Annotated in this window: 18 protein-coding genes; 9 read left to right on the top strand and 9 right to left on the bottom strand. The window is 72.0% G+C overall.

Annotation, left to right across the window (positions count from 1 at the left end; all coding sequences use genetic code 11):
- Positions 1-10 precede the first annotated feature (10 nt).
- The 4 genes from ACIBQ1_RS15100 to ACIBQ1_RS15085 all read left to right on the top strand — a co-directional run bounded on the left by ACIBQ1_RS15100 (position 11) and on the right by ACIBQ1_RS15085 (position 4,941).
- The gene (locus ACIBQ1_RS15100; RefSeq protein ID WP_397277745.1) at positions 11-2,617 is read left to right on the top strand and encodes a CHAT domain-containing protein; all 2,607 of its coding nucleotides are present in this window, start codon (positions 11-13) and stop codon (positions 2,615-2,617) included.
- A 110-nt stretch (positions 2,618-2,727) separates the two neighbouring features.
- The gene (locus ACIBQ1_RS15095; protein ID WP_397277744.1) at positions 2,728-3,579 is read left to right on the top strand and encodes a terpene synthase family protein; all 852 of its coding nucleotides are present in this window, start codon (positions 2,728-2,730) and stop codon (positions 3,577-3,579) included.
- 273 nt (positions 3,580-3,852) lie between these two features.
- On the top strand, positions 3,853-4,446 hold the full coding sequence (locus tag ACIBQ1_RS15090; protein ID WP_397277742.1) for a GTP-binding protein: 594 nt from the start codon (positions 3,853-3,855) through the stop codon (positions 4,444-4,446).
- Positions 4,447-4,470: 24 nt separating this feature from the next.
- Positions 4,471-4,941, top strand: a complete 471-nt coding sequence (locus tag ACIBQ1_RS15085) for an Lrp/AsnC family transcriptional regulator (RefSeq protein ID WP_397277740.1) — start codon at positions 4,471-4,473, stop codon at positions 4,939-4,941.
- A 100-nt stretch (positions 4,942-5,041) separates the two neighbouring features.
- On the opposite strand, the gene ACIBQ1_RS15080 is transcribed toward ACIBQ1_RS15085, so the two are convergent.
- The 6 genes from ACIBQ1_RS15080 to ACIBQ1_RS15055 are packed head-to-tail and all read right to left on the bottom strand — an operon-like array spanning position 5,042 to position 11,673.
- The gene (locus tag ACIBQ1_RS15080; RefSeq protein WP_397277738.1) at positions 5,042-6,028 is read right to left on the bottom strand and encodes an N-acetylglucosamine kinase; all 987 of its coding nucleotides are present in this window, start codon (positions 6,026-6,028) and stop codon (positions 5,042-5,044) included.
- The gene (locus tag ACIBQ1_RS15075; RefSeq protein WP_397277736.1) at positions 6,028-7,287 is read right to left on the bottom strand and encodes a 6-phospho-beta-glucosidase; all 1,260 of its coding nucleotides are present in this window, start codon (positions 7,285-7,287) and stop codon (positions 6,028-6,030) included. The genes ACIBQ1_RS15080 and ACIBQ1_RS15075 overlap by 1 nt, the downstream gene beginning before the upstream one ends.
- Positions 7,284-8,177, bottom strand: a complete 894-nt coding sequence (locus tag ACIBQ1_RS15070) for a carbohydrate ABC transporter permease (RefSeq protein ID WP_397277734.1) — start codon at positions 8,175-8,177, stop codon at positions 7,284-7,286. Before ACIBQ1_RS15070 ends, ACIBQ1_RS15075 begins: the two co-directional genes overlap by 4 nt.
- Positions 8,174-9,103 (bottom strand): carbohydrate ABC transporter permease, encoded by a 930-nt coding sequence (locus ACIBQ1_RS15065; RefSeq protein WP_397277732.1) that lies wholly within the window; start codon positions 9,101-9,103, stop codon positions 8,174-8,176. Before ACIBQ1_RS15065 ends, ACIBQ1_RS15070 begins: the two co-directional genes overlap by 4 nt.
- Position 9,104: 1 nt before the next feature.
- Positions 9,105-10,451, bottom strand: a complete 1,347-nt coding sequence (locus ACIBQ1_RS15060) for an ABC transporter substrate-binding protein (protein ID WP_397277731.1) — start codon at positions 10,449-10,451, stop codon at positions 9,105-9,107.
- 25 nt (positions 10,452-10,476) lie between these two features.
- Positions 10,477-11,673 (bottom strand): ROK family transcriptional regulator, encoded by a 1,197-nt coding sequence (locus ACIBQ1_RS15055; RefSeq protein WP_397277729.1) that lies wholly within the window; start codon positions 11,671-11,673, stop codon positions 10,477-10,479.
- A gap of 327 nt (positions 11,674-12,000) precedes the next feature.
- Here ACIBQ1_RS15055 and ACIBQ1_RS15050 point away from each other — a divergent pair, with 327 nt between their 5' ends.
- From ACIBQ1_RS15050 to ACIBQ1_RS15035, 4 genes are all read left to right on the top strand, one after another.
- A complete protein-coding gene (locus ACIBQ1_RS15050) occupies positions 12,001-14,349 on the top strand; it encodes a HelD family protein (protein ID WP_397277727.1) in 2,349 nt (782 codons plus the stop codon).
- Positions 14,350-15,151: 802 nt separating this feature from the next.
- Positions 15,152-16,945, top strand: coding sequence for an apolipoprotein N-acyltransferase (lnt, locus tag ACIBQ1_RS15045; protein WP_397277725.1), 1,794 nt, complete (start codon positions 15,152-15,154; stop codon positions 16,943-16,945).
- Complete coding sequence (locus tag ACIBQ1_RS15040; RefSeq protein ID WP_397277723.1) at positions 16,945-17,694, top strand: polyprenol monophosphomannose synthase; 750 nt, start codon at positions 16,945-16,947, stop codon at positions 17,692-17,694. The genes lnt and ACIBQ1_RS15040 overlap by 1 nt, the downstream gene beginning before the upstream one ends.
- 87 nt (positions 17,695-17,781) lie before the next feature.
- Positions 17,782-18,267: an FxsA family protein gene (locus ACIBQ1_RS15035; protein ID WP_397277721.1), complete on the top strand. Its 486-nt coding sequence runs from the start codon at positions 17,782-17,784 to the stop codon at positions 18,265-18,267.
- Between the two features lie 85 nt (positions 18,268-18,352).
- On the opposite strand, the gene ACIBQ1_RS15030 is transcribed toward ACIBQ1_RS15035, so the two are convergent.
- The 3 genes from ACIBQ1_RS15030 to ACIBQ1_RS15020 all read right to left on the bottom strand — a co-directional run bounded on the left by ACIBQ1_RS15030 (position 18,353) and on the right by ACIBQ1_RS15020 (position 20,135).
- On the bottom strand, positions 18,353-18,697 hold the full coding sequence (locus ACIBQ1_RS15030) for an RNA polymerase-binding protein RbpA (protein WP_185074387.1): 345 nt from the start codon (positions 18,695-18,697) through the stop codon (positions 18,353-18,355).
- A gap of 124 nt (positions 18,698-18,821) precedes the next feature.
- A complete protein-coding gene (locus ACIBQ1_RS15025; protein ID WP_397277719.1) occupies positions 18,822-19,439 on the bottom strand; it encodes a hypothetical protein in 618 nt (205 codons plus the stop codon).
- A gap of 186 nt (positions 19,440-19,625) precedes the next feature.
- Entirely contained in the window at positions 19,626-20,135 is a 510-nt protein-coding gene (locus tag ACIBQ1_RS15020; RefSeq protein ID WP_397277717.1) for a nuclear transport factor 2 family protein, read from the bottom strand.
- Between the two features lie 33 nt (positions 20,136-20,168).
- Between ACIBQ1_RS15020 and ACIBQ1_RS15015 the strand changes: the two genes are divergently transcribed.
- Positions 20,169-20,681: a winged helix-turn-helix transcriptional regulator gene (locus ACIBQ1_RS15015; protein ID WP_397277715.1), complete on the top strand. Its 513-nt coding sequence runs from the start codon at positions 20,169-20,171 to the stop codon at positions 20,679-20,681.
- Positions 20,682-21,677: the final 996 nt, after the last annotated feature.

The following is a 21,677-nucleotide window of genomic DNA, read 5'->3' as shown; positions in this document are numbered from 1 at the left end:
CGATCGTGCCGTGTCCCGGGAAGATCCGCATGACCTGCTGGCCATGGTCTTCGCGAGACCCCGGGAGGCCCTGGCGGCCGCCAGGGCGCTGCTGGCCGGCGGGAGCGGGCCGTACGAGTCCTCGATCGCCAGGCAGGCGCTCGGGATCCTGCACCGTGAGTTCGGCGACCTCGAGGCGGCCATCGCGGAGCTGCGGCACGCCGTGCGCCTGGCGCGGCGCTCCGGCTCGGCCGACCGCGAGACCGACGTGCTGGCCACGCTGGGCATCGCGCTGCTGCAGTCCGGGCGTACGCGGGCGGGCCTGTCGGCGCTCGACCGGGCCGCCACGCGGGCGGACGGCACGACGCGGGCGCGGGTGCTGTTCCGCCGCGCGGGGGCCCGGTGGATCCTGGGCCGGCACGGGCCGGCGCTCGACGACCTGAAAGACGCGGTGCCCGCGCTGCTGGCCGCCCGCGACACGGTGTGGGCGGCGCGGGCGCTGACCCTGCGCGGGCACGTCCAGCTCGCCCTGGGCGCCGTCCAGCCCGCCGACGCGGACTTCCGCACGGCGCAGGACATGCTGGGCCCGACCCGGCAGGAGCACGACTCGGCGGTGGCCGTGCAGAACCGGGGGGTGGCGGCGTTCAGGACCGGTGACCTGCCCGCGGCGCTGGCCCTGCTGGACGAGGCGGAGCGGCGGTTCGGCACGCTCGGCACGCCGATGTTCGACCTGGTCGGCGACCGGTGCGCGGTCCTGCTGGCCGCCGGGCTCGCCAGGGACGCCCTCGACCACGCCGACGGAGGGCTGCGGCTGCTGGCCCGGCTGCGCGGCCAGGCGACCCGGCGCGCCGAACTGCTGCTCATCGCCGCCCGCGCCGCCCTCCAGAGCGGCGACCCGGCCACGGCCGGGGAGCGGGCGGGAGAGGCCCGGCGGCTGTTCGCCCGCCAGCACCGCGCGTGGTGGTCCGAGCACGCCCGCCTGATCGTCCTCCAGGCCGAACACGCCACCCCGGACGGCCCGGCGCGGCGCACCTCGCTGGGCGAGGCCCGGCGGCTGGCCGCGCGGCTGGCCGGGCTGGGGTCGCCGGAGGTGTGGCAGGCGCACCTGCTGGCGGGGCGCATCGCGCTCGCCCTGGGCGAACCGGGCGTGGCCGAGCGGCATCTCGCCAGGGCCGCCGGCGTCCGGCACAAGGGACCCGCCACGTCCCGGGCGGGCGGCTGGCTGGCGGAGGCGCTCAGGGCCGAGGCGGCGGGGGAGCCGCGCCGCCTGCTGCACGCCTGCCGGGCCGGGCTGGCGCTCATCGAGGAGCACCGGCTCACGTTCGGCTCGTCCGAGCTGCACGCGCTGGCCACGGCCCAGGGCGCGGAGCTGGTCACGCTCGCCCAGCGGCACCTGCTGCGCGTCGGCCGGCCCCGCCGGCTGCTGGCCTGGACGGAGCGGTGGCGGGCCACCTCGCTCGCCGTGCCCGCCGTGAGCCCGCCGGCGGACGACGAGCTCCTCGCCCAGCTCGCCGCCCTGCGGCAGGCCGAGCACCTGCTCGCCCAGGCCCGCCAGGAGGGCGCCGCCTCGGCCGCGGCCCTGGAGCGCGACCGGAGCCGCCTGGAGTCCCGCGTACGGTCGGCCACGCTGCACATCACCGGGCACACCACGGGGCGCACCTATAGCGGGCGTGAGCGCCCGGACGGCGACCGGACCGGACGGCTCCTGGAAGCCCTGGGCGGGGGCCGGCTGGCCGAGCTGGTCGCGGTGGACGGCACGTTGCACGTCCTGCTCTGCGGCGACGGCACCGTGCGCCGCCACACCGCCGGGCCCATGGACCGGGCCGTCGCCGAGGTCGAGTTCGCCCGCTCCCGGCTGCGCCGCCTCGCCTACGAACGCCATCCCGACCAGGGCGAGCTCCACGACCTGGGCGCCCGGCTGGAGGCGGCGGTGCTCGGCCCGGTCGCGGGCCTGCTCGGCGAGCAGCCGCTGGTCGTGGTTCCGCCCAGCACCCTGCACACCACCCCCTGGGGCCTGCTGCCGTCCCTGCGCCGCCGGCCCTTCACCGTCGCCCCCTCCGCGGGGGCGTGGCTGCGCGCCGGGTCCGCGCCGCGCCCCGACGGCGGCCGCATCGCCCTCGTCCGCGGTCCGGGAGTCGCCCACGCCGATGGCGAGGTACGCGAGATCGCCCGCCTGTACGCCGGAAGCGACCACGACGTCTCCGTCCTGGCGGAGGGGCGGGCCACCGCGCCCGCGGTGCTGGCGGCCATCGACGGCAGCCTGCTCGCCCACCTGGCCGCGCACGGCACGTTCAGGGCCGACAGCCCGCTGTTCTCCTCCCTCCACCTCGACGACGGCCCCCTGACCGGCTACGACCTCGAACGCCTGCGCCGCGCCCCCCACCACCTCGTCCTGTCCAGCTGCGACTCCGGCCAGATGGCCGCCGTCGGCGCCGACGAGCTGCTGGGCCTGGCCACGGCCCTGCTCCGTCTCGGCACCGCCGGGATCGTGGCCAGCGTCGTCCCCGTGAACGACGAGACCGCCGTGCCCGTCATGCTCGGCCTGCACGACGGCCTGCGCCGCGGGCTCGGGCTGGCCGAGGCGCTGTGCCGGGCCAGGGGCGACGACGTGTCGTTCATCGCCATCGGGGCAGGCTGATCGGCCATTGATCGGAGGCGCGCGATCATGAAACAATTCCCTGACAGATGGATTTCCGCGTAGTGGGGGACGGTTGTCCATGATCCGCGAGCTGATCGAGCGGCCCTAGGGTGCCGGACGACGAGCTGGACGAGGCGTTCGAGCTCGGCAGGACATGCGCGCTGGCCGCCGAATGCGGCAGGGACCTGCGGCGCTGCGCCCAGATGTACAGCGGGCTGTTCCCCTCGGCCGCCTTCGGCGCCGAGTCCTACACCGCCCTGACCCTCTCCACGGCCTTCAGCGCCCCCTGGGCCGGCGCCGAGCTCCTGAAGGTCGCCAACCGGGCCGCTCTGTGGGTCATGGCCGTGGAACGCCTCGTGGACCACACCGCGACCACCCGGGGGCAGGTCGACGGCCTGATCCGCGAGTGCCTGTCGGTCGCCGACGGCGCCGTGCCCCGTTCGGCGGCGACCCGGTTCCTGGCCGACCTGCGTGACGAGCTGGGCACGGTCAAGGAGTTCGACGACCTGCGGTGGATCTGGCGCGACCAGCTCGCCCGGACGCTGGCGGGCATGGCCAGGGCGTGGGCGTGGCGGGACACGGGGGCCGTTCCGACGCTGGAGCGCTTCCTCGACAACGCCGACAGCCGCGGCTCGTGCTTCGTGGACGTCTCGCACTGGATCTACACCGCCGACGACTGGGCCAGGGCGCACCTGGAGGACCTGCGGGCGGTCAGCGGGAAGGTCCAGCGCTACCTGCACCTGCTCGGCGACGTGGCCTCCTACCGCAAGGACATGAGCTGGGGCGACCTCAACGTCCTGGCGCTCGGCGTCAGCCGCGCCGAGGTGAACGAGGCGATGGCCGCCCTGGCCCGCGAGGCGGCCGGGCTCATCGCGCCGGTACGCGCCGGGAGCCCCCGAACCGCCGTCTACCTGCGAAGACGGATCGGCTTCAACGCGGGTTTCGTTGGCATTTCGGGCTAAAGTGCGACAAGCTAAGGTGCTTGTCGGATTACCTGACAGACAGGCTTGACATATTGACTGTTAGATCTGGCAATAAGGGCGCGCCCCACGACAAACCGTGACATTTTGATTCTTGTAAAAGATTGCGGCTTGAGTGGAAAATGTGGCGTTGCTAGGGTGTCTGGATGCCAGGCATGTGGAGCGACCTTCTCGATGCACCTTGACAGGTACCACTGACCAAGGCACCTCAGGGGCGGGGTTGTGCATGCGCGGGAGATGTACAGGCGGTGCTGGATGGAATTCGGTCGCTCTGACCGTTGGCGGCTGCCGACAGCGATCAAGATCTTGATCGCCGGGGGTTTCGGCGTGGGCAAGACCACCATGGTCGGCGCCGTGTCCGAAACCCGGCCATTGCGTACGGAAGAGGCGCTCACCCAGGTAGGCACGCACATCGACGACCTGTCGGGCGTCGAGCGGAAGCTCACCACGACCGTGGCCATGGACTTCGGCCGCATCACCATAGCCAACGACTACATGCTCTACCTGTTCGGCACGCCCGGCCAGGAACGGTTCTGGTTCGTGTGGGACGAGCTGGCCATGGGCGCCCTCGGCGCCGTCGTGCTGGCCGACACCCGCCGCCTCGACGACTGCTTCCCGGCCGTCGACTACTTCGAGAAGCGCGAACAGCCGTTCATCGTGGCGCTCAACTGCTTCGACGGATCGAGGCCGTTCACGGTCGGCGAGGTGCGCTCGGCGATCGGCCTGGAGCCGGAGATCCCCATCGTGCGCTGCGACGCCCGCAAGAAGGACTCCGGCAGGGAGGTGCTCATCACGCTCGTCGAGCACGCGATGCGCATGGGAGCCTCGCCCGTCGGGACCATGTCGTGACCATGACCGGCTAACCTTTTGGCGATGGAGGAGATCGACCGCCGGATCGTCACGCTGCTGGCCCGCGACGGCCGCATGAGCTTCACCGATCTGGCCAGGGAGACCGGGCTCTCGGTCTCGGCGGTGCACCAGCGCGTACGCCGCCTGGAAAAGCGCGGGGTCGTGCGCGGATACGCCGCGATCATCGACCATGAGGCGGTGGGGCTGCCGCTGACCGCGTTCGTGTCGATCAAGCCGATCGACCCGGCCGCGCCCGACGACGCCCCCGAGCGGCTGGCCCACCTGACGGCCATCGAGGCGTGCCACAGCGTGGCGGGCGACGAGAGCTACATCCTCAAGGTCCGCGTCGCCTCGCCGACGGCCCTGGAGGACCTGCTGCAGCAGATCCGCGCCTCGGCCAACGTCTCGACCCGCACCACGGTCGTGCTCAGCACCCCGTACGAGCACCGCGCCCCCGAGGTGGCCGACGAGGCCCCCGCCACCTCGGACACCTGACCACCCGCCCGCCCCGGGCCCCCAGCCGCCGTGACGCCGCGCCGAGGCACCCGCTCGGCGCGACGTCGCCGTGCCCCGGCGCGGGCCGCCAGGGCGGGGCTCAGCCCGTGCCAGGCGGCTCGTAGCGGGCACGCAGGCGGGTCTTGGCGGTCTCCGCGGCGTCCAGGTGCTCCAGGCCGAGCAGGGCCGCGCCCACGATCGGGGGCATGTCGGCCAGCACCGGCTTGGCCCGCGGCGTCCGTACCGCGAAGGAGGAGTCCAGCAGCGACGTCAGCAGCGGGTCGCGGGCCGTCAGCAGCCCCCCGCCCAGCACCACCTCCGTCGGCGTCTCCAGCAGGCCCAGGCGGCGCAGGCACACCTCAGCCATCACCGTCACCTCCTCGGCCTGCCGCTCCACCAGCGACCTGGCCACCGCGTCCCCGCCCGCGGCCGCGGCGAGCACCCCCGGCGACAGCTCGTGCAGGCGCTCCTCGCTCAGGCGGCCGAAGTGCATCTCCAGCACGAACTCCTCGACCGTCGCCGTGCCGAAGTAGGACGTGATCAGCCCGGTCAGCGCGGTCGGCACGCCGCGCCCGTCCTCGGCGCGGACCGCGTGCCACAGCGCCTCCTCCGCCAGGCCCTGGCCGCCGCCCCAGTCGCCGCTGATCCGCCCGAGGGCGGGGAAGCGGGCCACCTTGCCGGTGGGGGAGACGCCGACCGCGTTGATGCCGGCCCCGCACACGACCGCCACCCCCCACGAGGCGGACGCGCCGGCCCGCAGCAGCGCGAACGTGTCGTTGCGCACCACCACGTCCGCGCCGAACCCCCCGGCCGCGAACTCCCGCGCCAGCGCCTCCTCCTCGACGGGCATGTCCGCCCCCGCCAGGCAGGCCGACACGTGGTCGAACCCGCCCTCGGGCACCTGACCCGGCCCCAAGGTGGTGAGCGCGTCCCGCACCACGCCCACCGCCGCCGCGACCCCGTCGCGCTGCGGCACGAACGGGCCCGAGCGCCCCGTGGCCAGCACCTCGCCGTGCTCCGAGACCACCGCCACATCGGTCTTGCTGTTGCCGCCGTCGACCGCCAGCACGAGCCGCGGGCGCGCCACTAGCCCACCGTCCACGGCAGGTGCGCGCGGTTCGCCTCAAGAAGCAGACTCGTCAGCTCCTCGGCGATCTCGTCCTGCCCGACCAGCGGATGGGCGAGCAGGGCGTCCCGCACCCGGTCCGCGCCGCCGTGCAGCGCCGCCTCCAGGGCGAGGCTCTCGTACGCGGACACGTGCGCGATCAGCCCGGCGTACAGCGGCTCGACCGGCGGCACCGGCAGCGGCGCCGCGCCCTGGGCGCCGACCGTCGCGGGTACCTCGATCACCGCCGCGTCGTCGAGGAACGGCAGCGTGCCGCCGTTGCGAACGTTCACAATCTGGACGTCGCCCCGGTCCCCGAGCAACGACGCGATCAGCGCCACCGCCGCCTCCGAGTAGAAGGCCCCGCCGCGCTCCGACAGCAGCTCCGGCTTGGTCACCACGGCCGGGTCCGCGTACATCTCCAGCAGCCGCCGCTCCAGCGCCGCGACCTCGGCCGCCCTCGACGGCTTGGCGCGCTGCTCGCGCACCACGGCGTCGTGCGCGTAGAAGTAGCGCAGGTAGTAGGAGGGGATCGAGCGCAGCCGCTCCAGCAGCCCGAGCCGCAGCCCGAGGCTGTCGGCGATCTCCTGCCCCTGCGAGCGCAGGATCGACGGCAGGACGTCCTCGCCGTCCAGGTAGACGGCCCGCTCCCAGGTCAGGTGGTTCAGCCCGACGTGGCCGAGCGAGATCCGCGAGGGGTCCACCCCCAGCCCGGCGGCGAAATGGCGCTGGAAGCCGATCGCCACGTTGCACAGCCCGATCGCCCGGTGCCCGGCGTCCAGCAGGGCTCGGGTGACGATGCCGACGGGGTTGGTGAAGTCCACGATCCACGCCTGCGGCGCGAGCGCGCGCACCACCGAGGCGATCTCCAGCACGACCGGCACCGTGCGCAGCGCCTTGGCCAGCCCGCCCGCGCCCGTCGTCTCCTGCCCCACGCACCCGCAGCGCAGCGGCAGCGTCTCGTCCACCTCCCGCGCGGCCTGCCCGCCCACCCTGAGCTGGAACAGCACCACCCGCGCCCCCGCGACCCCCTCCTCGACCGAGGAGGTGGCCAGCACACGCGCGGGGTGCCCGGCGTGCGCCAGCATCCGCCGCGACACGCCCGCCACCAGCTCCAGACGCGCGGCGTCGGGATCTATGAGGGCGATCTCCGTCACCGGCAACTCGTCGCGCAACCGCGCGAAGCCGTCGACCAGCTCAGGCGTGTACGTCGAGCCGCCCCCGACCACGGCCAGTTTCAACCCTTCACTCCCGTCAAAGTAACGCCCTCGATGAACACTCGCTGGGCGAAGAAGAACACGATGATCACCGGTGCGGTCACCAGCAGCGTGGCGGCCATGGTGAGGTTCCACTGCACGCTGTGGAACGCCTTGAACGTGGCCAGGCCGACCGACAGCGTCAGATGATCCTGTTCGACGCCGGCGTACAGCAGCGGCCCGTAGTAGTCGTTCCAGCAGTAGAAGAACTGGAACAGGGCGACCGCGGCGATGGCCGGGCGGGCCATCGGCAGGACCACCCTGACGAGGGTCTTGAAGTCCGAGCACCCGTCCACCCTGGCCGCGTCGGTGTAGTCGCGCGGGATCGTGACCAGGAACTGCCGCAGCAGGAAGATCGAGAACGCGTCCCCGAACAGCATCGGCAGGATCAGCGGCCACAGGCTGTCCGTCAGCCCCAGCCGGGCCCACACCAGGTAGATCGGCACCGCGATGACCTGCGGCGGCAGCATCATCGCGGTGATCACCAGCAGGAACGCCAGCCGCCGCCCCGGAAAGCGGAACTTGGCCAGCGCGTACGCCACCGGGACCGACGACACGATGGTGAAGACGGTCCCGAGCACCGCGTACATGAGCGTGTTGGCCAGCCACCGCAGCAGCATCGACTTCTCGAACACCACGGCGAAGTTGTCCCAGTTCCAGCTGCGCGGCCACAGGTCGCTGGTCAGCGCCTGCTGGTCGCTCATCAGCGCGGTCAGCCCGATGAACACCACCGGCGCCAGGAACATCAGCGCCAGCGCGATGGCCAGGGCGTGCGTGGCGATCCACACCAGGATCCGCCGCCTGCGGGCCCGGACGCCGTCGCGGCGGGCGTGCGCGGCCACCGGCCGGGGCGGCGCCGTGATCGTCGCGCTCATGCGCCCTCCTCGGTCCTGCGGAACTGCCGCAGCAGGATCAGCGTGAAGATCATCGAGGTGCCGAACAGGAGCAGCGCGAGCACGCACGCGTACCCCATGGAGAAGTCGCGGAAGCCGACCTGGAACAGCCACTGCGGCAGCGTCAGCAGCGACTCGTCCGGGTAGCCGGGCGAGAACGAGCTGCCCGGCGAGTCGGTCTGGCCCGAGGCCACCCGGGAGGCGATCATCGCCTGCGTGAAGTACTGCAGGGCGTAGATGACGTTCGTGACCAGGGAGAACATCAGCACGGGCGCGATGGCGGGCAGCGTCACGCTGCGGAACTGCCGCCACGGGCCCGCCCCGTCGATGGCGGCGGCCTCGTACAGGTGCCTGGGCACGTCCAGCAGCGCCGCCATGAAGATCACGACCAGCTGGCCGCAGCTCCACAGCGACAGCAGCGTCAGGCTCGGCTTCGACCAGGCCGGGTCGCCGAACCAGTCGGGCCCCTGGATGCCGAACAGCGCCAGGAACTGGTTCCACGGCCCGGTGGCCGGGTTCATCAGGAAGACGAACGTGATCGTGCCGGCCGCCAGCGGCACCAGCGACGGCAGGTAGAAGATCGTGCGGAACAGCCCGACGCCGGCCTTGAGCCGCACCACGAGCTGCGCCAGCGCCAGCGAGCACAGCACGGTCGCCGGCACCATGATGACCACCAGCCACAGCGTGTTCTTCGCCGAGGTCAGCACCCTGGGGTCCTGGAACAGGTAGCGGTAGTTGTCCAGGCCGGCGAACTCGAGGGTGTACATGTCGTAGCGGTGGAAGGAGAAGTACACGGTGGACAGCAGCGGGTAGACGAAGAAGATCGAAACCCCGGCGATCCAGGGCGACAGCCACACGAGGGCCCGCAGGCCCTCGCGGCGCCGCCACACCTCAGCGAGCGCGGTCACCTCAGCCCCCGGACAGCTTCAGCTTGTCGTCGATCTGCTTGTCCACGCCCTTCAGCCCGGCGTCCACGTCGGGTACGGAGCCCTTCTCCCACTTGGTCATGAACGTGCCCATGACCTCCTGGTTGAAGACGCTGTTCACGCTGGCGGGGATCGTCGAGGTCTTCGGGTGGGCGAAGATGTTCAGGAACGTCGTGAAATTGGCGTCCTTGGCCAGGTCGGGGGAGTCCATCGCCGCCTTCGTGGTGGGCACGTTGCGCAGCGCGTTCGACAGCGTCACCAGCGAGGTGGTGTCGGTCGTCAGGTGCTTGACCAGCTCCCACGCCTGCTGCGGGTGCTTGGCGCCCTTCGGCACGCCGATCACGGTGCCCGCGGTGAAGCCGCTGCCGTACAGGTCGGGGCGGTCGTCGGCGACCGGCAGGGGAGCGGTGCCGTAGTCGAGGTCCTTCGCCTCGTTGGCGATCATGGCGTTACGCCACTCGCCGTCCAGGACCATGGCCACCTTGCCCTGGTAGAACGGGTGCTTGGCGCTCCACTCGTCGCCCAGGCTCTTGCGGAACTTCTCCAGGTTGGCGTAGCCGTACCAGTCGACGAGCTCCTTCTGCCAGGTCAGCAGCCGCTTCCAGGCCGGATCGGAGCCGATGGCCGAGGTGCCGTCGTCGTTGTACCACTTGGCGCCCACCATGGGGGCCAGGTGGGTGGGGCTGTTCTCGTAGTACTGGACGCTCGGGATGAACCCCGCCACCTTGATCGTCCCGTCGGGGTCGCGCACGGTGAGCTTCTTGGCCAGCGCCGTCAGCTCGCTCAACGTCTTGGGCGGCTGCTCGCCCTTCATCAGCTTCTTGTTGTAGTAGAGCCCGTACGCGTCCGCCAGCAGCGGCAGCGTGCACTGCTTGCCCTCGAAGCCCGAGTACGAGCGCGCCACCTCGGGCAGCACCGACAGGTCGATGCCGTCCTGCTTGATCACCGGCGTGAGATCCTGGAACGATCCCGACCTGCACCATTGGGCCACGCTGTCGGTGGTGAACGAGGCCGCCACGTCGGGCGCGTTACCACCCCGGATGGCCTGGGTGATCTGGTCGTCCTGCACGTTCTTGACGGCCTTGACGGTGATCTGCGGGAACTTCTTGTTGAAGCCCGCGATGGCCTCCTCGAACGCCTTGACCTCGGCGTCCGTGGAGAACCCGTGCCACAGCTCCAGCGTGGCCGCGGGAAGCGCCTGCGAGGCCGAGCCTGAGGGTCGGGGCTGGGCGCCCAGCGAGGGCCCTGCCTGTTTGTTGGCTGTGCACCCGGTCAGAGTGCTTGCGGTCAGCGCGAGAGCCGCGGCGACCGCCAAGGGGACGAAGCGCACGGGGGGTGCCTCCTGCCATGGTGGTTCATGTTGGAACGGTTGAGCTGAAAACCTCTTCGCGCACGGTGGCGAGAGCCAGGTCGAGGGCCCCGGCGAGGACGGGGTTGCCCTCGACGTTCGACAGCCGGACCCGGGGCTGCGGGATGGTGAGCGCGTGCAACTCGTGCTCGACGAGCTCGCGCAGGGTTTCGCCGCCCGACAGCACGACGCCGCCGGTCAGCACGATCAGCCCGGGGTCCACGACGGACGTGATCGCGGCCAGGCCCACCGCCAGGCGGGCGGCGATGTCGCGCAGCCCCGCCCTGGCGTCGTCGGCCTTCTGGCCGCTCCCCCCGGCCGCCCGCACGGCGTTGGCGACCGCGTGCCGGAAGTCGGCGCCGCGCACGCCGTACGAGCGCAGCAGCTTCAGCACCGCCGGGCCGCCGGTGAGCGCCTGGTAGCCGTGGTTGGCGTAGCGGCCGGCCTCGCGGGCCGTCTGCGCGCCCGGGGTCGGCATGTAGCCCACCTCGCCCGCGCCGCCCGTGGCGCCCCTGTGCATCCGGCCGCCCAGCACGATGGCCGAGCCGATGCCCTCGTCGGCCCACAGGAGCACGAAGTCCTGATGGCCCTGGGCCGCCCCGCGCGCCTGCTCGGCCACCGCGACCAGGTTGACGTTGTTCTCCACGTCCACCGGCACGCCCAGGCCCGCGCCGAGCGTGGGCACCAGGTCGGGGATCTGCCAGCCGGGTACGTCCTTGGCGGCGGCGTACCCGAGCAGGCCGGTGGACGGGTCGATCGCGGCCTGCACGCCGATCACGACCCGGCGCAGCTTGTCGGGCGGGCTCGCGCCCTCCAGGGCCGCGTTGAGGCGGTCCACCAGCTCGCCGTGCGGCCGGCGCGGGGTGGGCAGCGTGTGCTCGCCCACGATCGCGCCGGTGATGTCGGCCACCTTGGCCTCGATGCGGTCGGGCGTGACGTCGAGCGCGGCCACGTACGCCGCCGCCGGGTTGATGCGGTAGACCTCCGCCGTCCGCCCCGGCAGGCCCTCCCTGATGCCGTCGAGCACCACCAGCCCGGCCTCCTGCAGCCGGGCCAGGAGCTGGGACGCCGTCGGCTTGGACAGCCCGGTGAGGGTGCCGATCTCGGGACGGGTCAGCGGACCGCGTTCGAGAAGTGCCTGCAGGGCGGCGCGATCATTGATGGCGCGTAGCAGACTGGGGGTCCCAGGCACCGGACCGCTCACGGATGGACTCCTTGCGAGTTAGGAAACTTTCCTAACTCGGAACATAGGGAGTCCGGCTCCGCGGGTCAAGAGGCGGGTCCAGGTGAAACCAAGACGTAACAAGGAAAGGGTCCGAGAAGGAAAGACAGGTGGGAGTGCCTCAACAGGCGTGCTAATGTCGTCGTTTGTCGTAACAACAAGCAGAATGGCCCGGAGTGTCCCATTAACCACAATAACGGTCAGGCGGCAACTCGTCAAACAGAGCTCGCCCGGGAGCAGGCGTACGTCACCCGACTCTACGACCGCCTCGACGAGCTGCGCGAGCGTACCCAGCGCCGGCTCAAGGAGGTGCTGGCCACGGGGGCCGTCGGCACGATGCAGAACCGGTCGGAGCGCGACACGTTCGCCGACATGTACGCCTCCAGGCTCGCCCGGCTCTGGGCGGTCGAGCGCGGCCTGATTTTCGGTCGCCTCGATCACGTCGACGAGGGCCGGCTGTACATCGGCAAGCTCGGCATGACCGACGACGAGCAGCTGCGCCTGCTCATCGACTGGCGGGCGCCGGTCGCGCAGCCGTTCTACCGCGCCACCCCGGCCGCTCCGATGGGCGTGACCAGGCGCCGCCACCTGCAGACCAAGGGCCGCGTCGTGGTCGGCGTGGACGACGACCTGCTCGACCTCGACTCGCTCACCGACGACGACCGCGCCACGCTCAACGGCGAGGCGGCCCTGCTGGCCGCGCTCGACGAGCGGCGCACGGGCCGCATGCGCGACATCGTGGCCACCATCCAGGGCGAGCAGGACCGCGTCATCCGCAGCGACCTGAACGGCGTGCTGGTCGTCCAGGGCGGGCCCGGCACCGGCAAGACCGTCGTCGCGCTGCACCGTGCCGCGTACCTGCTCTACACCCACCGCGAACGGCTGGAGCGCCGCGGCGTGCTCATCCTCGGGCCCAACCTCACCTTCCTGCGCTACATCGAGCAGGTCCTGCCCTCGCTCGGCGAGACCGACGTGCTGCTGTCCACGGTCGGGGAGCTCTACCCGGGCCTGACCGCCACCGCCAGGGAGCGGCCCGAGGTGGCCGCGCTCAAGGGCGACGCGCGCATGGCCGAGGTGATCGCCAAGGCCGTGCGCGACCGGCAGCGGGTGCCGCGCAAACCCGTCGAGCTGACCATCGGGCGCATCACGCTCGCCATCGACCGCTCCATGCTCGACGGCGCCAGGAACAAGGCCATCCGCTCGCGCCGTCCGCACAACCAGGCGCGCGCCGTGTTCGTCCGGTCGCTGCTGAACGCCCTGGCCAGGCAGCAGGCCCGCAAGATCGGCAAGGGGCTCATCGACGACGACGAGCTGGCCGACCTGCGTGAGGAGCTGCGTACCGAGCCGGTGGTCAAGTCCGCGCTCAACCGGCTCTGGCCGTACCTGACGCCGCAGCGGCTGCTGCTCGGCCTGTACGGCTCCCCGGAGCGCCTCGGCTACGCCGCCTCCGAGCTGAGCCCCGAGGAACGCGCCCTGCTGCGGCGCGACGGCGGGGAGTGGACCGAGTCGGACGTGCCGCTGCTGGACGAGGCCGCCGAGCTGCTCGGCGAGATCGACGAGCAGGTGCTGCGCGCCAGCGCGATGCAGGCCGAGGAGGAGCTGGCCGCCGCCAGACAGGCCGAGGAGCGCGAGCGCGAGGCCGAGCTCGCCTACGCCCGCGAGGTCCTGGAGCTGACCGGGCTGTCCGACGTCATGGAGGCCGAGCGGCTGGCCGAGCGGCAGCGGGGCGAGGGCCCGTACCTCACCACCGCCGAGCGCGCCGCGGCCGACCGCACCTGGGCCTACGGGCACGTGATCGTGGACGAGGCGCAGGAGCTGTCGCCCATGGCGTGGCGGGCGGTCATGCGGCGGTGCCCGACGCGGTCGATGACGATCGTCGGGGACATCGCGCAGACCGGGTCGGCTGCCGGGGCGCGGTCGTGGGAGGAGGTCCTCGACCCGTACGTGGCCGGGCGCTGGCGCCAGGAGCGGCTGACCGTCAACTACCGCACGCCGGTGGAGCTGATGGCGGTGGCCGCGCGGGTGCTCGCCACCATCGACCCCGCCCTGCGGGCGCCCACGTCCGTGCGCGAACTCGGCGTGGAGCCGTGGTCGGCGCCGCTGTCGGCGCTGGCGGAGCTGGCCAAGGCCGAGGTGGGGGAGGGCGGCAAGGTCGCCGTGGTGGTGCCGGACGCGCTGCTGGAGCCGCTGGGCGCGGAGGTGGCCGCCACGGTGGCGGGCGCGGTGGTGGTCATGCCGGGGTCGGGCCGCGGGGGGAACCCGGGCTCCGGCGCCGGACGGACAACCGGCCGGGCGACGGCATCCGGCACGGGCCAGTCTGGGGCGGTCGCATCCGGCACGGGCCCTTCCGGTGCGGTGGAGCCGGGTGCGGTGACGTCGGAGGCGGTGGCGTCGGGTGTGGGACGGGCCGGGGCGGCGGCGGCGCTTGACGCGCCGGTGGCCGTCATGGGGGTGGCCGACGCGAAGGGGCTCGAGTTCGACTCGGTGATCGTGGCCGAGCCCGACCTCATCGCCGCCCAGTCGCCACGAGGCCTGAGCGACCTGTATGTTGCTCTCACCCGCGCCACGCAACGGCTCGGTGTGGTGCACGAGCGGCCGCTGTCGCAGGCTCTGAGGGGCCTGCCGAGCCGCTCCCCGGCGTCCTCAAGTGACCTTTGACCGGCTTACGCACCATGTCCTACCTGCGAAAACTTGATGTTTCTGCTGATCGGGACACGGTTGACATCTGAGGTGGAGTCGGTAGTTTGCTGCGCAGTCCAGCACGGGACTTGGCCGGTTGGCCGTCTCTGACATCGTCGGATCCTGCGTCCGTGACGGAGCGTGACTCCGTCCACACAGCCAGGTGCAGGGCCGTCGGTCCGTCGAGTCGGGGCACCCCAACCGGGCGGGGGGTTGGACCCGGGACGGGTCCGGGAGCCCAGTAGACAACGGAATTCCGAGCTCGCCGCCGACGAGACGGGTCCGGTCCGAAGGGTTTCCGGGCCCTCTTCCCGCTCCCGTGCGCAGGGCCGACATGTGCGCCGGGTGGTCCCGTAGGTCGCGGGATCACCCTGCCGCCTCCGCGCGTGAAACGCCGATTCTTTCGATCTTCCGGTGCTGCGCTGGCTTCGAGCGCCCCTGCGGGGCGGTAGCGTTTTCGCAAGCAGGTGTGCGATTCGGCGGAGGAGACCCCGGAGTGGTTCAGGAGAGAACGAGCCTACCGCCCACCCCCGGGCGCGACCCGGCTCGCGCCGACACCCCGCACTCACCTGACCTGAAACCTTCGAACGCCCCGCTCGCGGACGCCCCGCTTGACGACGAGGCGCATACGGATACGCCGCTGGCGGACGCTCCGCTCGAGGATAAGGCGCTCGGGGACGGACCCGAGTCCACAGCAACGGCCACGGCCGCCCCCACACGCGAAGGCTCGCCGATCGCCGCTCCCGCGCCGGACCTCGCACCCGCGTCTGACGGGGCGCCCGTGCCCCAGGGGGCATCGTCCACTGCCGCCGCGCCCGCGCCCGCTTCGCAGCCGCAGCCCGTCCCCGACGCCGTGCCTGCGCCCGAGGCGGCGTCCGCGCCCGGCGCGGCCTCGCCCACCGACGTCGCGCCCGCGTCCGCCTCGCCCACCGAAGTCGCGTCCGCCTCGACCCCCTCCGAGCCCGTGCCCGCTGGACCCACCGCCGAGCCGGAGCCCGGCGCGGCCGCCGGAAGCGGGTCGGCGACGACGGCCGGCGCGGGAGGCGCGAAGCGGGAGCCTGGGCGGGTGCTCCTGGCCCGCGTCGTGGCGGGTGTGGTCGGCGGGCTGGCGCTGTACGCCGCGTTCCCGTCGCTCGACTGGTGGCCGGCCGCCCCGCTCGGCATCGCGCTGATCGTCGCGGCGCTCCATGGCACCAGGCCCAGGCGGGCCGCCTGGCTCGGTTACCTGATCGCGCTGGTGTTCCTGCTGCCCGCCCTCGCCTGGGTGCGGCCCATCGGCGACGACGTCTGGCTGATGCTGGTCGCCACGGAGAGCGTGTTCTACGCCGTCATGGCCGCTCTGGCCGCGCTGGTGTTCAGGCTGCGCGCGTGGCCGTTGTGGTTCGGCGGGCTGTGGGTGGCCATGGAGTGGGCGCGCAGCCAGGTGCCCATCGGCGGGTTCCCGTGGGCGCGGCTGGCCTTCAGCCAGAGTGAGTCCCTGTTCACGCAGTACGCCGCGCTCGGCGGCGCGCCGCTGGTGTCGTTCGCCGTGGCCGGGTGCGGGGCCCTGCTGGCCTACGCGGTCGTGGTCCGGCCCAGGGCCGAAGGCGTGTGGCGCAGGGCGGTGCCGGTGGCGCTCGCGCTGGCCGTGCCGGCGCTGACCCTGGCGCTCCCCAGGCCGGGCGACGAGGGGCGGACGGTCAACATCGGCATCGTGCAGGGGAACGTCCCGGGAAGGGGCATGGGCTTCCTGGGCGACGAGCCCGCCGTTGTCCTGAAAAATCATGCCAATGAGACGAAACGTCTGGCCCAGGCCGTACGCGATGGAAAGCTCCCCAAGCCCGACGCGGTCGTCCTCCCCGAGAACTCCACCGACCTCGACCCCTACCGCGACCCGTACGCCCGCGAGATCATCCAGGACTCCGTCCGGGATGTCGGCGTCCCCACGCTGATCGGAGCCGTGGCCTCGATCGGCGAGGAGTACCGCGCCACCCGCAGCCTCGTCTGGGACCCGGTGACCGGGCCCGGCGCCTATTACGACAAGCAGCACCTGGTCCCGTTCGGGGAGTACACGCCGTTCAAGGAGATCGTCCTGGCTCTGTGGGAGCGGGCGAGCCTGGTCGGACGGCAGTCGGTCCCGGGGGACAAGCCGGGCGACCTGAAGCTGGGCCCGGTCACGATCGGCGCGGTCAACTGCTACGAGGTGGCGTACGACGACACCGTGCGCGGCACCGTGCGCGCCGGCGGCACTCCCTTGGTGATGCAGGCCAACAACGCCACGTACGCGCTGTCGAATCTGCCGACGCAACAGCTGGCCATGTACAAGCTGCGCGCCGTCGAGCACAACCGGGCGGTCGTGGCCGCCGCCACCACGGGGATCTCCGCCTATATCCGACCTGACGGTAAGGTCTCCTGGCAGACCCGCGAACTGGTCGCGGACATGAACGTGGTCAAGGTACCGGTACGCACCCAGGAAACGATCGCCACCAAGGTGGGCGCGCTTCCCGAGTGGGCATTGATGTTGATGGGAGCGGCGGCGGCCGGAGTCGCCGCGTGGCGGGGCAGGCGGCGAGGCGATCGGATGAGGAACGACTGATGATGGAGACTCTCGGACGGGTGCTCGTCGTCGTGCCGACCTACAACGAGCGCGACAACCTTCCCATGATCGTGGAGCGGATTCGCAAGGCGCTGCCGGACGTCCACGTGCTCGTGGCCGACGACAACAGCCCTGACGGCACCGGCGAGGTGGCCGACGGGCTGGCCGAGGGCGACGACCACGTGCACGTCCTGCACCGGGACGCCAAGCATGGGCTCGGCGCCGCGTACATCGCCGGGTTCCGCTGGGGACTGCGCGAGGGCTACGACGTCCTGGTCGAGATGGACGCCGACGGCTCGCACCAGCCCGAGGAGCTGCCCAAGCTGCTCGAGGCGCTGGCCGACGGCGCCGACCTGGCGATCGGGTCGCGTTACGTGCCCGGCGGCAAGGTCGTCAACTGGCCGCACCGGCGCGAGCTGCTGTCCAAGGGCGCCAACCTCTACACCCGGGTGATGCTCGGCCTGCCCGTACGCGACGCGACCGCCGGGTTCCGCGCCTACCGTGCCGCCACCCTGGAGAAGATCGGCCTGTCCGGCGTGGAGTCGCAGGGCTACTGCTTCCAGGTCGACCTCACGCTGCGCACGTCCAGGAACGGGCTGCGGGTGGCGGAGGTGCCCATCACGTTCGTGGAGCGTACGGTGGGCAAGAGCAAGATGAGCGGCAAGGTCATGTCCGAGGCGCTGTGGCGCATCGGCATGTGGGGCGTCACGGGCCTGCCCAAGCGGCTGCGCGGCAGTCGTCGCGGCTAGGCGCCTCGGCCCGGGCCGGCGCGGAACGCTTTGCGGCCGCCGGGCGTTGTTCCTGCTGTAACGCGCTGGTGCGGAATCGAGGAAACGATGCGGCTGCTGCTCTTCCTGGCCTTCCTGGTCGTCCCCGTCCTGGAGATCTGGCTGCTCATCCAGGTGGGTTCGGTGATCGGCGGGCCCGCCACCGTGGCCCTGCTCATCGCCGACAGCCTGCTCGGCGCCTGGCTGGTGCGCCGCGAGGGGCGCAGGGCCTGGCGGGCGCTGCAGGAGGCGCTCGGGTCCGGCCGGATGCCCGACCGCGAGCTGGCCGACGGCGGCCTGGTCCTGGTGGGCGGCGCGCTGCTGCTGACGCCGGGCTTCTTCACGGACGTCCTCGGGTTCGTGTGCATTCTGCCGTTCACGCGGCCTCTGATGCGCCGCCTGGGCGCCTGGTTCTTCGACCGCCGGGTCAAGCGGCTGGCGGCGAGCTCCCCGTACTCGAACCTCTTCCCGCCCTTCGAGCCCCACCAGGACGCCGCCGCGCCGAACGGCGGCCGGGTGGTGCACGGCGAGGTCATCCGCGAGGACCGCGACTGAGTTCCGCGGCGTTTCCGCCCCGCCCGTAGGCGGGCATGAAGAAGCCCCCGGGCCGGTGGCCCGGGGGCTTCACCGTGAGAGGAGGTCAGGCGCTCTTACGACGCTGGGCCCGCAGAACCGCGAGCCGCTCGTTGAGCACCTCCTCAAGATCCTCGATCGACCGCCGCTCCAGGAGCATGTCCCAGTGTGTCCGCGGGGGCTTGACCTTCTTGGACTCCGGCTGCTCGCCGTCCACCCGCACCGCGGTGGCGCCGCACATGCGGCACTCCCAGGTCGCGGGAATCTCAGCTTCGGCTGCAAGCGGAACCTCGAAGCGATGGCCCTTAGGACAGGTGTAGGACACCTCCTGGCGCGGGGCCAGATCCGTGTTACGGTCGTTCTCGTAGCTGGTTGCCCCGAGCCGGGTGCCACGAAGCGCGCGCTCGCCCATGTCTAAATGCCTCCTACAAGGCCCCCTTGCGTGGGGGGTCTGTCTCCCACGGTGTCTAACGCTTGGTACCGTGATGGGATTCCCACCCGCGGGGTGATCCAATCGCGCTTGGGGCGTCGGTTCTTCACACAGTCGCCGATTGGGCCCGCGTCCCGGCCGTGGCCAGGGCCGCCGCCAGCCAGAGCCCGCCAATCATGATCAGTGCGCCGTGCGCGACACGCAGCGGGTACGGGCCGAAGAACTGCGGGATGAACAGCACGAACCCCAGGGCCAGAGCCGTCCCGCTCCACTTGGGCAGCGTTCCGGACCGCCAGACGGAGATCGCGGCCATCACCGTGCCGACGGCGAGCAGAAGGAGCCCGGCGGCGAACATCGTGACCGCGACGGGCCCGTACCTGAACTCCTCGGCCAGCTCCATCAGCGCCGGCGCCTGGTCGCGGAGGGAGCGCTGGGCGATCACGTTGAGGCCGAAGTCCTCGGCGCCGTAGTACGGGAGCGTCAGGCCCGCGCCCACCCAGGTCACAACGGCGGCGCGCAGGGAGAGGCGGTCGCCGAGCACCTGGTGCAGCCCCAGCACGGCCAGTCCGAGCAGCACGAAACCGACCATGGCGGCCGCGTGCCCGGCGACCCACGCCGTGGAGGCCATCGCCGTGGCGTCGTCGCCGGACGGGCGGATCGCGGGATAGACGAGGAAGAGGATGCCGGCGGCGGCGAAGGCCGCGGAGGTGAGTCTGGGGGCCATCAATGCTCCTTGAAGAGGGCGTCGCTCTATAGCGAGAGCAATGCTCTCGCTTTGGAGCCGCGATGTCAAGAGCAGTGCTCTCTCTTTGGATCGGTGACCCCCAGGGGATCTATGTGGACGGACTTGGCTTCCTGGGTCGAGAGGAAGGGTGAAGGGGTTCTCGGTACGGAGGGGCGGCGGCTGGGGCTAGCTCGGGCGCCTACGGGTCAGGAGCGGGACCAGGGTCCTGTCGCCGAGGCGGGTCATCGCGGCCAGCGGCTTGACGGCGGCGGCGACGAGCCAGGGAAGGCCCGGCTTGCCGGTGGCGCGGGCCAGGCCGGGGCCGAGCGCGGCCATCATCGCCGTCAGCCCCGGCAGGGGCCGGATCCACATCGTGATCTCCGTGATCAGCCCGTCCTCGCCGACCTCGACCAGTGCCGCCTCGTGGATCTCCTGGCGGCCCAGCCGGGCGGTCGCGGTCAGGGCCCGCGTGCGTCCGTCGCCGACGTCCTTCTGGTAGCGCAGGTCGGACAGCACGTCGAACACGACCGAGAACAGCTCCCGTACCTGCTCCTTGCCGTGGAAGGGGGCGTTGGCGCTGAGCGGCGAGCGGAAGACCACGTCGTCGGCGAGCGTGGCGAGGAGGGCGTCGACGTCATGTGCCTCGCCTGCCCGCCGGTACGCGGCCGCAGGTGAGTCCTGAATGTGAACTATCATGAGTTCACTTTATCAACCCACTATCCTGGGTCCATGAACAGGTTCGGTGAGATGCACTGCTCCATCGCCCAGGCCGTCGGCGTGGTCGCCGAGCCGTGGACGCCGCTGATCCTGCGAGACCTGTTCCTGGGCCTGCGCAGGTTCGACGACCTGGCGGAGGATCTGGGCATCTCGCGCAACCTCCTGACCCGCCGCCTGGAGCATCTGGTGACGGCGGGCGTGGTGGAGAAGCGGCCGTACCAGGAGCGCCCTGTGCGCCACGAGTACGTTCTCACCGAGGCGGGACGGGACGTCGTGCCGGCTCTGCTGACGTTGATGGCCTGGGGCGACCGCTGGTCCACGCCGCCGGGCGGCCCGCCCGCGCTCCTGGTGCACTCCTGCGGCGAGCGCTTCACCCCGGTCGTCACCTGCCCGCACTGCGGCGGCGAGGCCACCGCCGACACGGTCACAGCCGTGGGCGGCCCAGGCGCGGCCCAGGGCCCCGGCACCATGCTCCTGGCGGCACCGTCGTCCGTCGTGACCAGTCCACCGGTCGCACAGCCGTGACTGGGGTGGGCCCCTGTTCGTCGAGATGAGGACGTCGGTCGTACCGCCGTGGTCGGGGTGAGTCCCTGGACGTTCGTGCCGGGGCACCGTCGTAACCGGAGGGCGCCCCCGATCGTCGCACCCCGACGCCCAGCCGTGTGGTCGCGACCCGGCGCTCGGCCGTGTGGTCGTTGCCCGGCGCCTGGCCGTATCGTCGTGATCGCGAATCCCTGGCTGTCACGACGATGAGTGGGCACCCGTGCTCAGCGGACTCGGCCGCGCTGTCGTGACCGGAGCCGCGCGGACGGCCGTGACCGGAGTATCGCCTCGGAGCGCCCACGTCCGCCTCTTGATGAGAGATCTCTCATCCGCCGCTCACGATCACGCCATCCCGGACCCCCAGGCTGAGAGCCGGCAGCGTACGGGACGACGAACGGGAGACGCCGATGAGACGGGGACCACGATGGCTCCTGCCGGCCCTCACCATCGCGCTCGTCCTGGGCACCACGGCGGCGCTGCCGGGGCGGCGGGAGGCCCAGGTGGCGACACCGTTCGGCATGTTCCACGTCGTAGCCGCCGCTGCGGATGACGGCGGCGGCGATGGCGACGGTGGCGGTGACGGGAAGGATGACGATGGGGACGACGGAGCGGCACGCCACAACCCGGCGAGAGGCCGCCCTGGCGCCGGATCAGACGAGGGCCCACGACCGGGCAAGGGCGCGCAGCCTTCCTCCGACGGCGGGCGATCACAGAGCGGCACGGGGGCACGACCTTCCCGCCCCGCCGGTCCGGGGGGTGGCGAGGGACCGGGCGTCTCGCATGTCACCGAGCCCACGGGCACCGGTGACGGGACACGCACCTCCGGCGCCACAGGTTCGCCTGCACCGCGTACGGGCGGTGAGCCGCACGATGGAGGCTCACCGGCGCGAGGCGGTCCGGACTCACCGCGCCGAGGTGGGCCAGGTTCGCAGCCCTCGGGTGAGCCGGGTTCACAGCCCCCGGGCGAGCCGGGTTCAC

This window comes from Nonomuraea sp. NPDC050153 (assembly GCF_044460125.1).
GTDB lineage: Bacteria > Actinomycetota > Actinomycetes > Streptosporangiales > Streptosporangiaceae > Nonomuraea.
The sequence above is the reverse complement of the archived record's forward strand: the minus strand, read 5'-3'. Positions and strand labels throughout refer to the sequence as shown.

Bases quoted from the DNA above. Each gene is read 5' to 3' on its own strand.
- ACIBQ1_RS15090 (WP_397277742.1), top strand. From the start codon at position 3,853: ATGGAATTCGGTCGCTCTGACCGTTGGCGGCTGCCGACAGCGATCAAG.
- ACIBQ1_RS15085 (WP_397277740.1), top strand. From the start codon at position 4,471: ATGGAGGAGATCGACCGCCGGATCGTCACGCTGCTGGCCCGCGACGGC.
- ACIBQ1_RS15070 (WP_397277734.1), bottom strand. From the start codon at position 8,177: ATGAGCGCGACGATCACGGCGCCGCCCCGGCCGGTGGCCGCGCACGCC.
- ACIBQ1_RS15040 (WP_397277723.1), top strand. From the start codon at position 16,945: ATGATGGAGACTCTCGGACGGGTGCTCGTCGTCGTGCCGACCTACAAC.
- ACIBQ1_RS15035 (WP_397277721.1), top strand. From the start codon at position 17,782: ATGCGGCTGCTGCTCTTCCTGGCCTTCCTGGTCGTCCCCGTCCTGGAG.
- ACIBQ1_RS15030 (WP_185074387.1), bottom strand. From the start codon at position 18,697: ATGGGCGAGCGCGCGCTTCGTGGCACCCGGCTCGGGGCAACCAGCTAC.
- ACIBQ1_RS15025 (WP_397277719.1), bottom strand. From the start codon at position 19,439: ATGGCCCCCAGACTCACCTCCGCGGCCTTCGCCGCCGCCGGCATCCTC.
- ACIBQ1_RS15020 (WP_397277717.1), bottom strand. From the start codon at position 20,135: ATGATAGTTCACATTCAGGACTCACCTGCGGCCGCGTACCGGCGGGCA.
- ACIBQ1_RS15015 (WP_397277715.1), top strand. From the start codon at position 20,169: ATGAACAGGTTCGGTGAGATGCACTGCTCCATCGCCCAGGCCGTCGGC.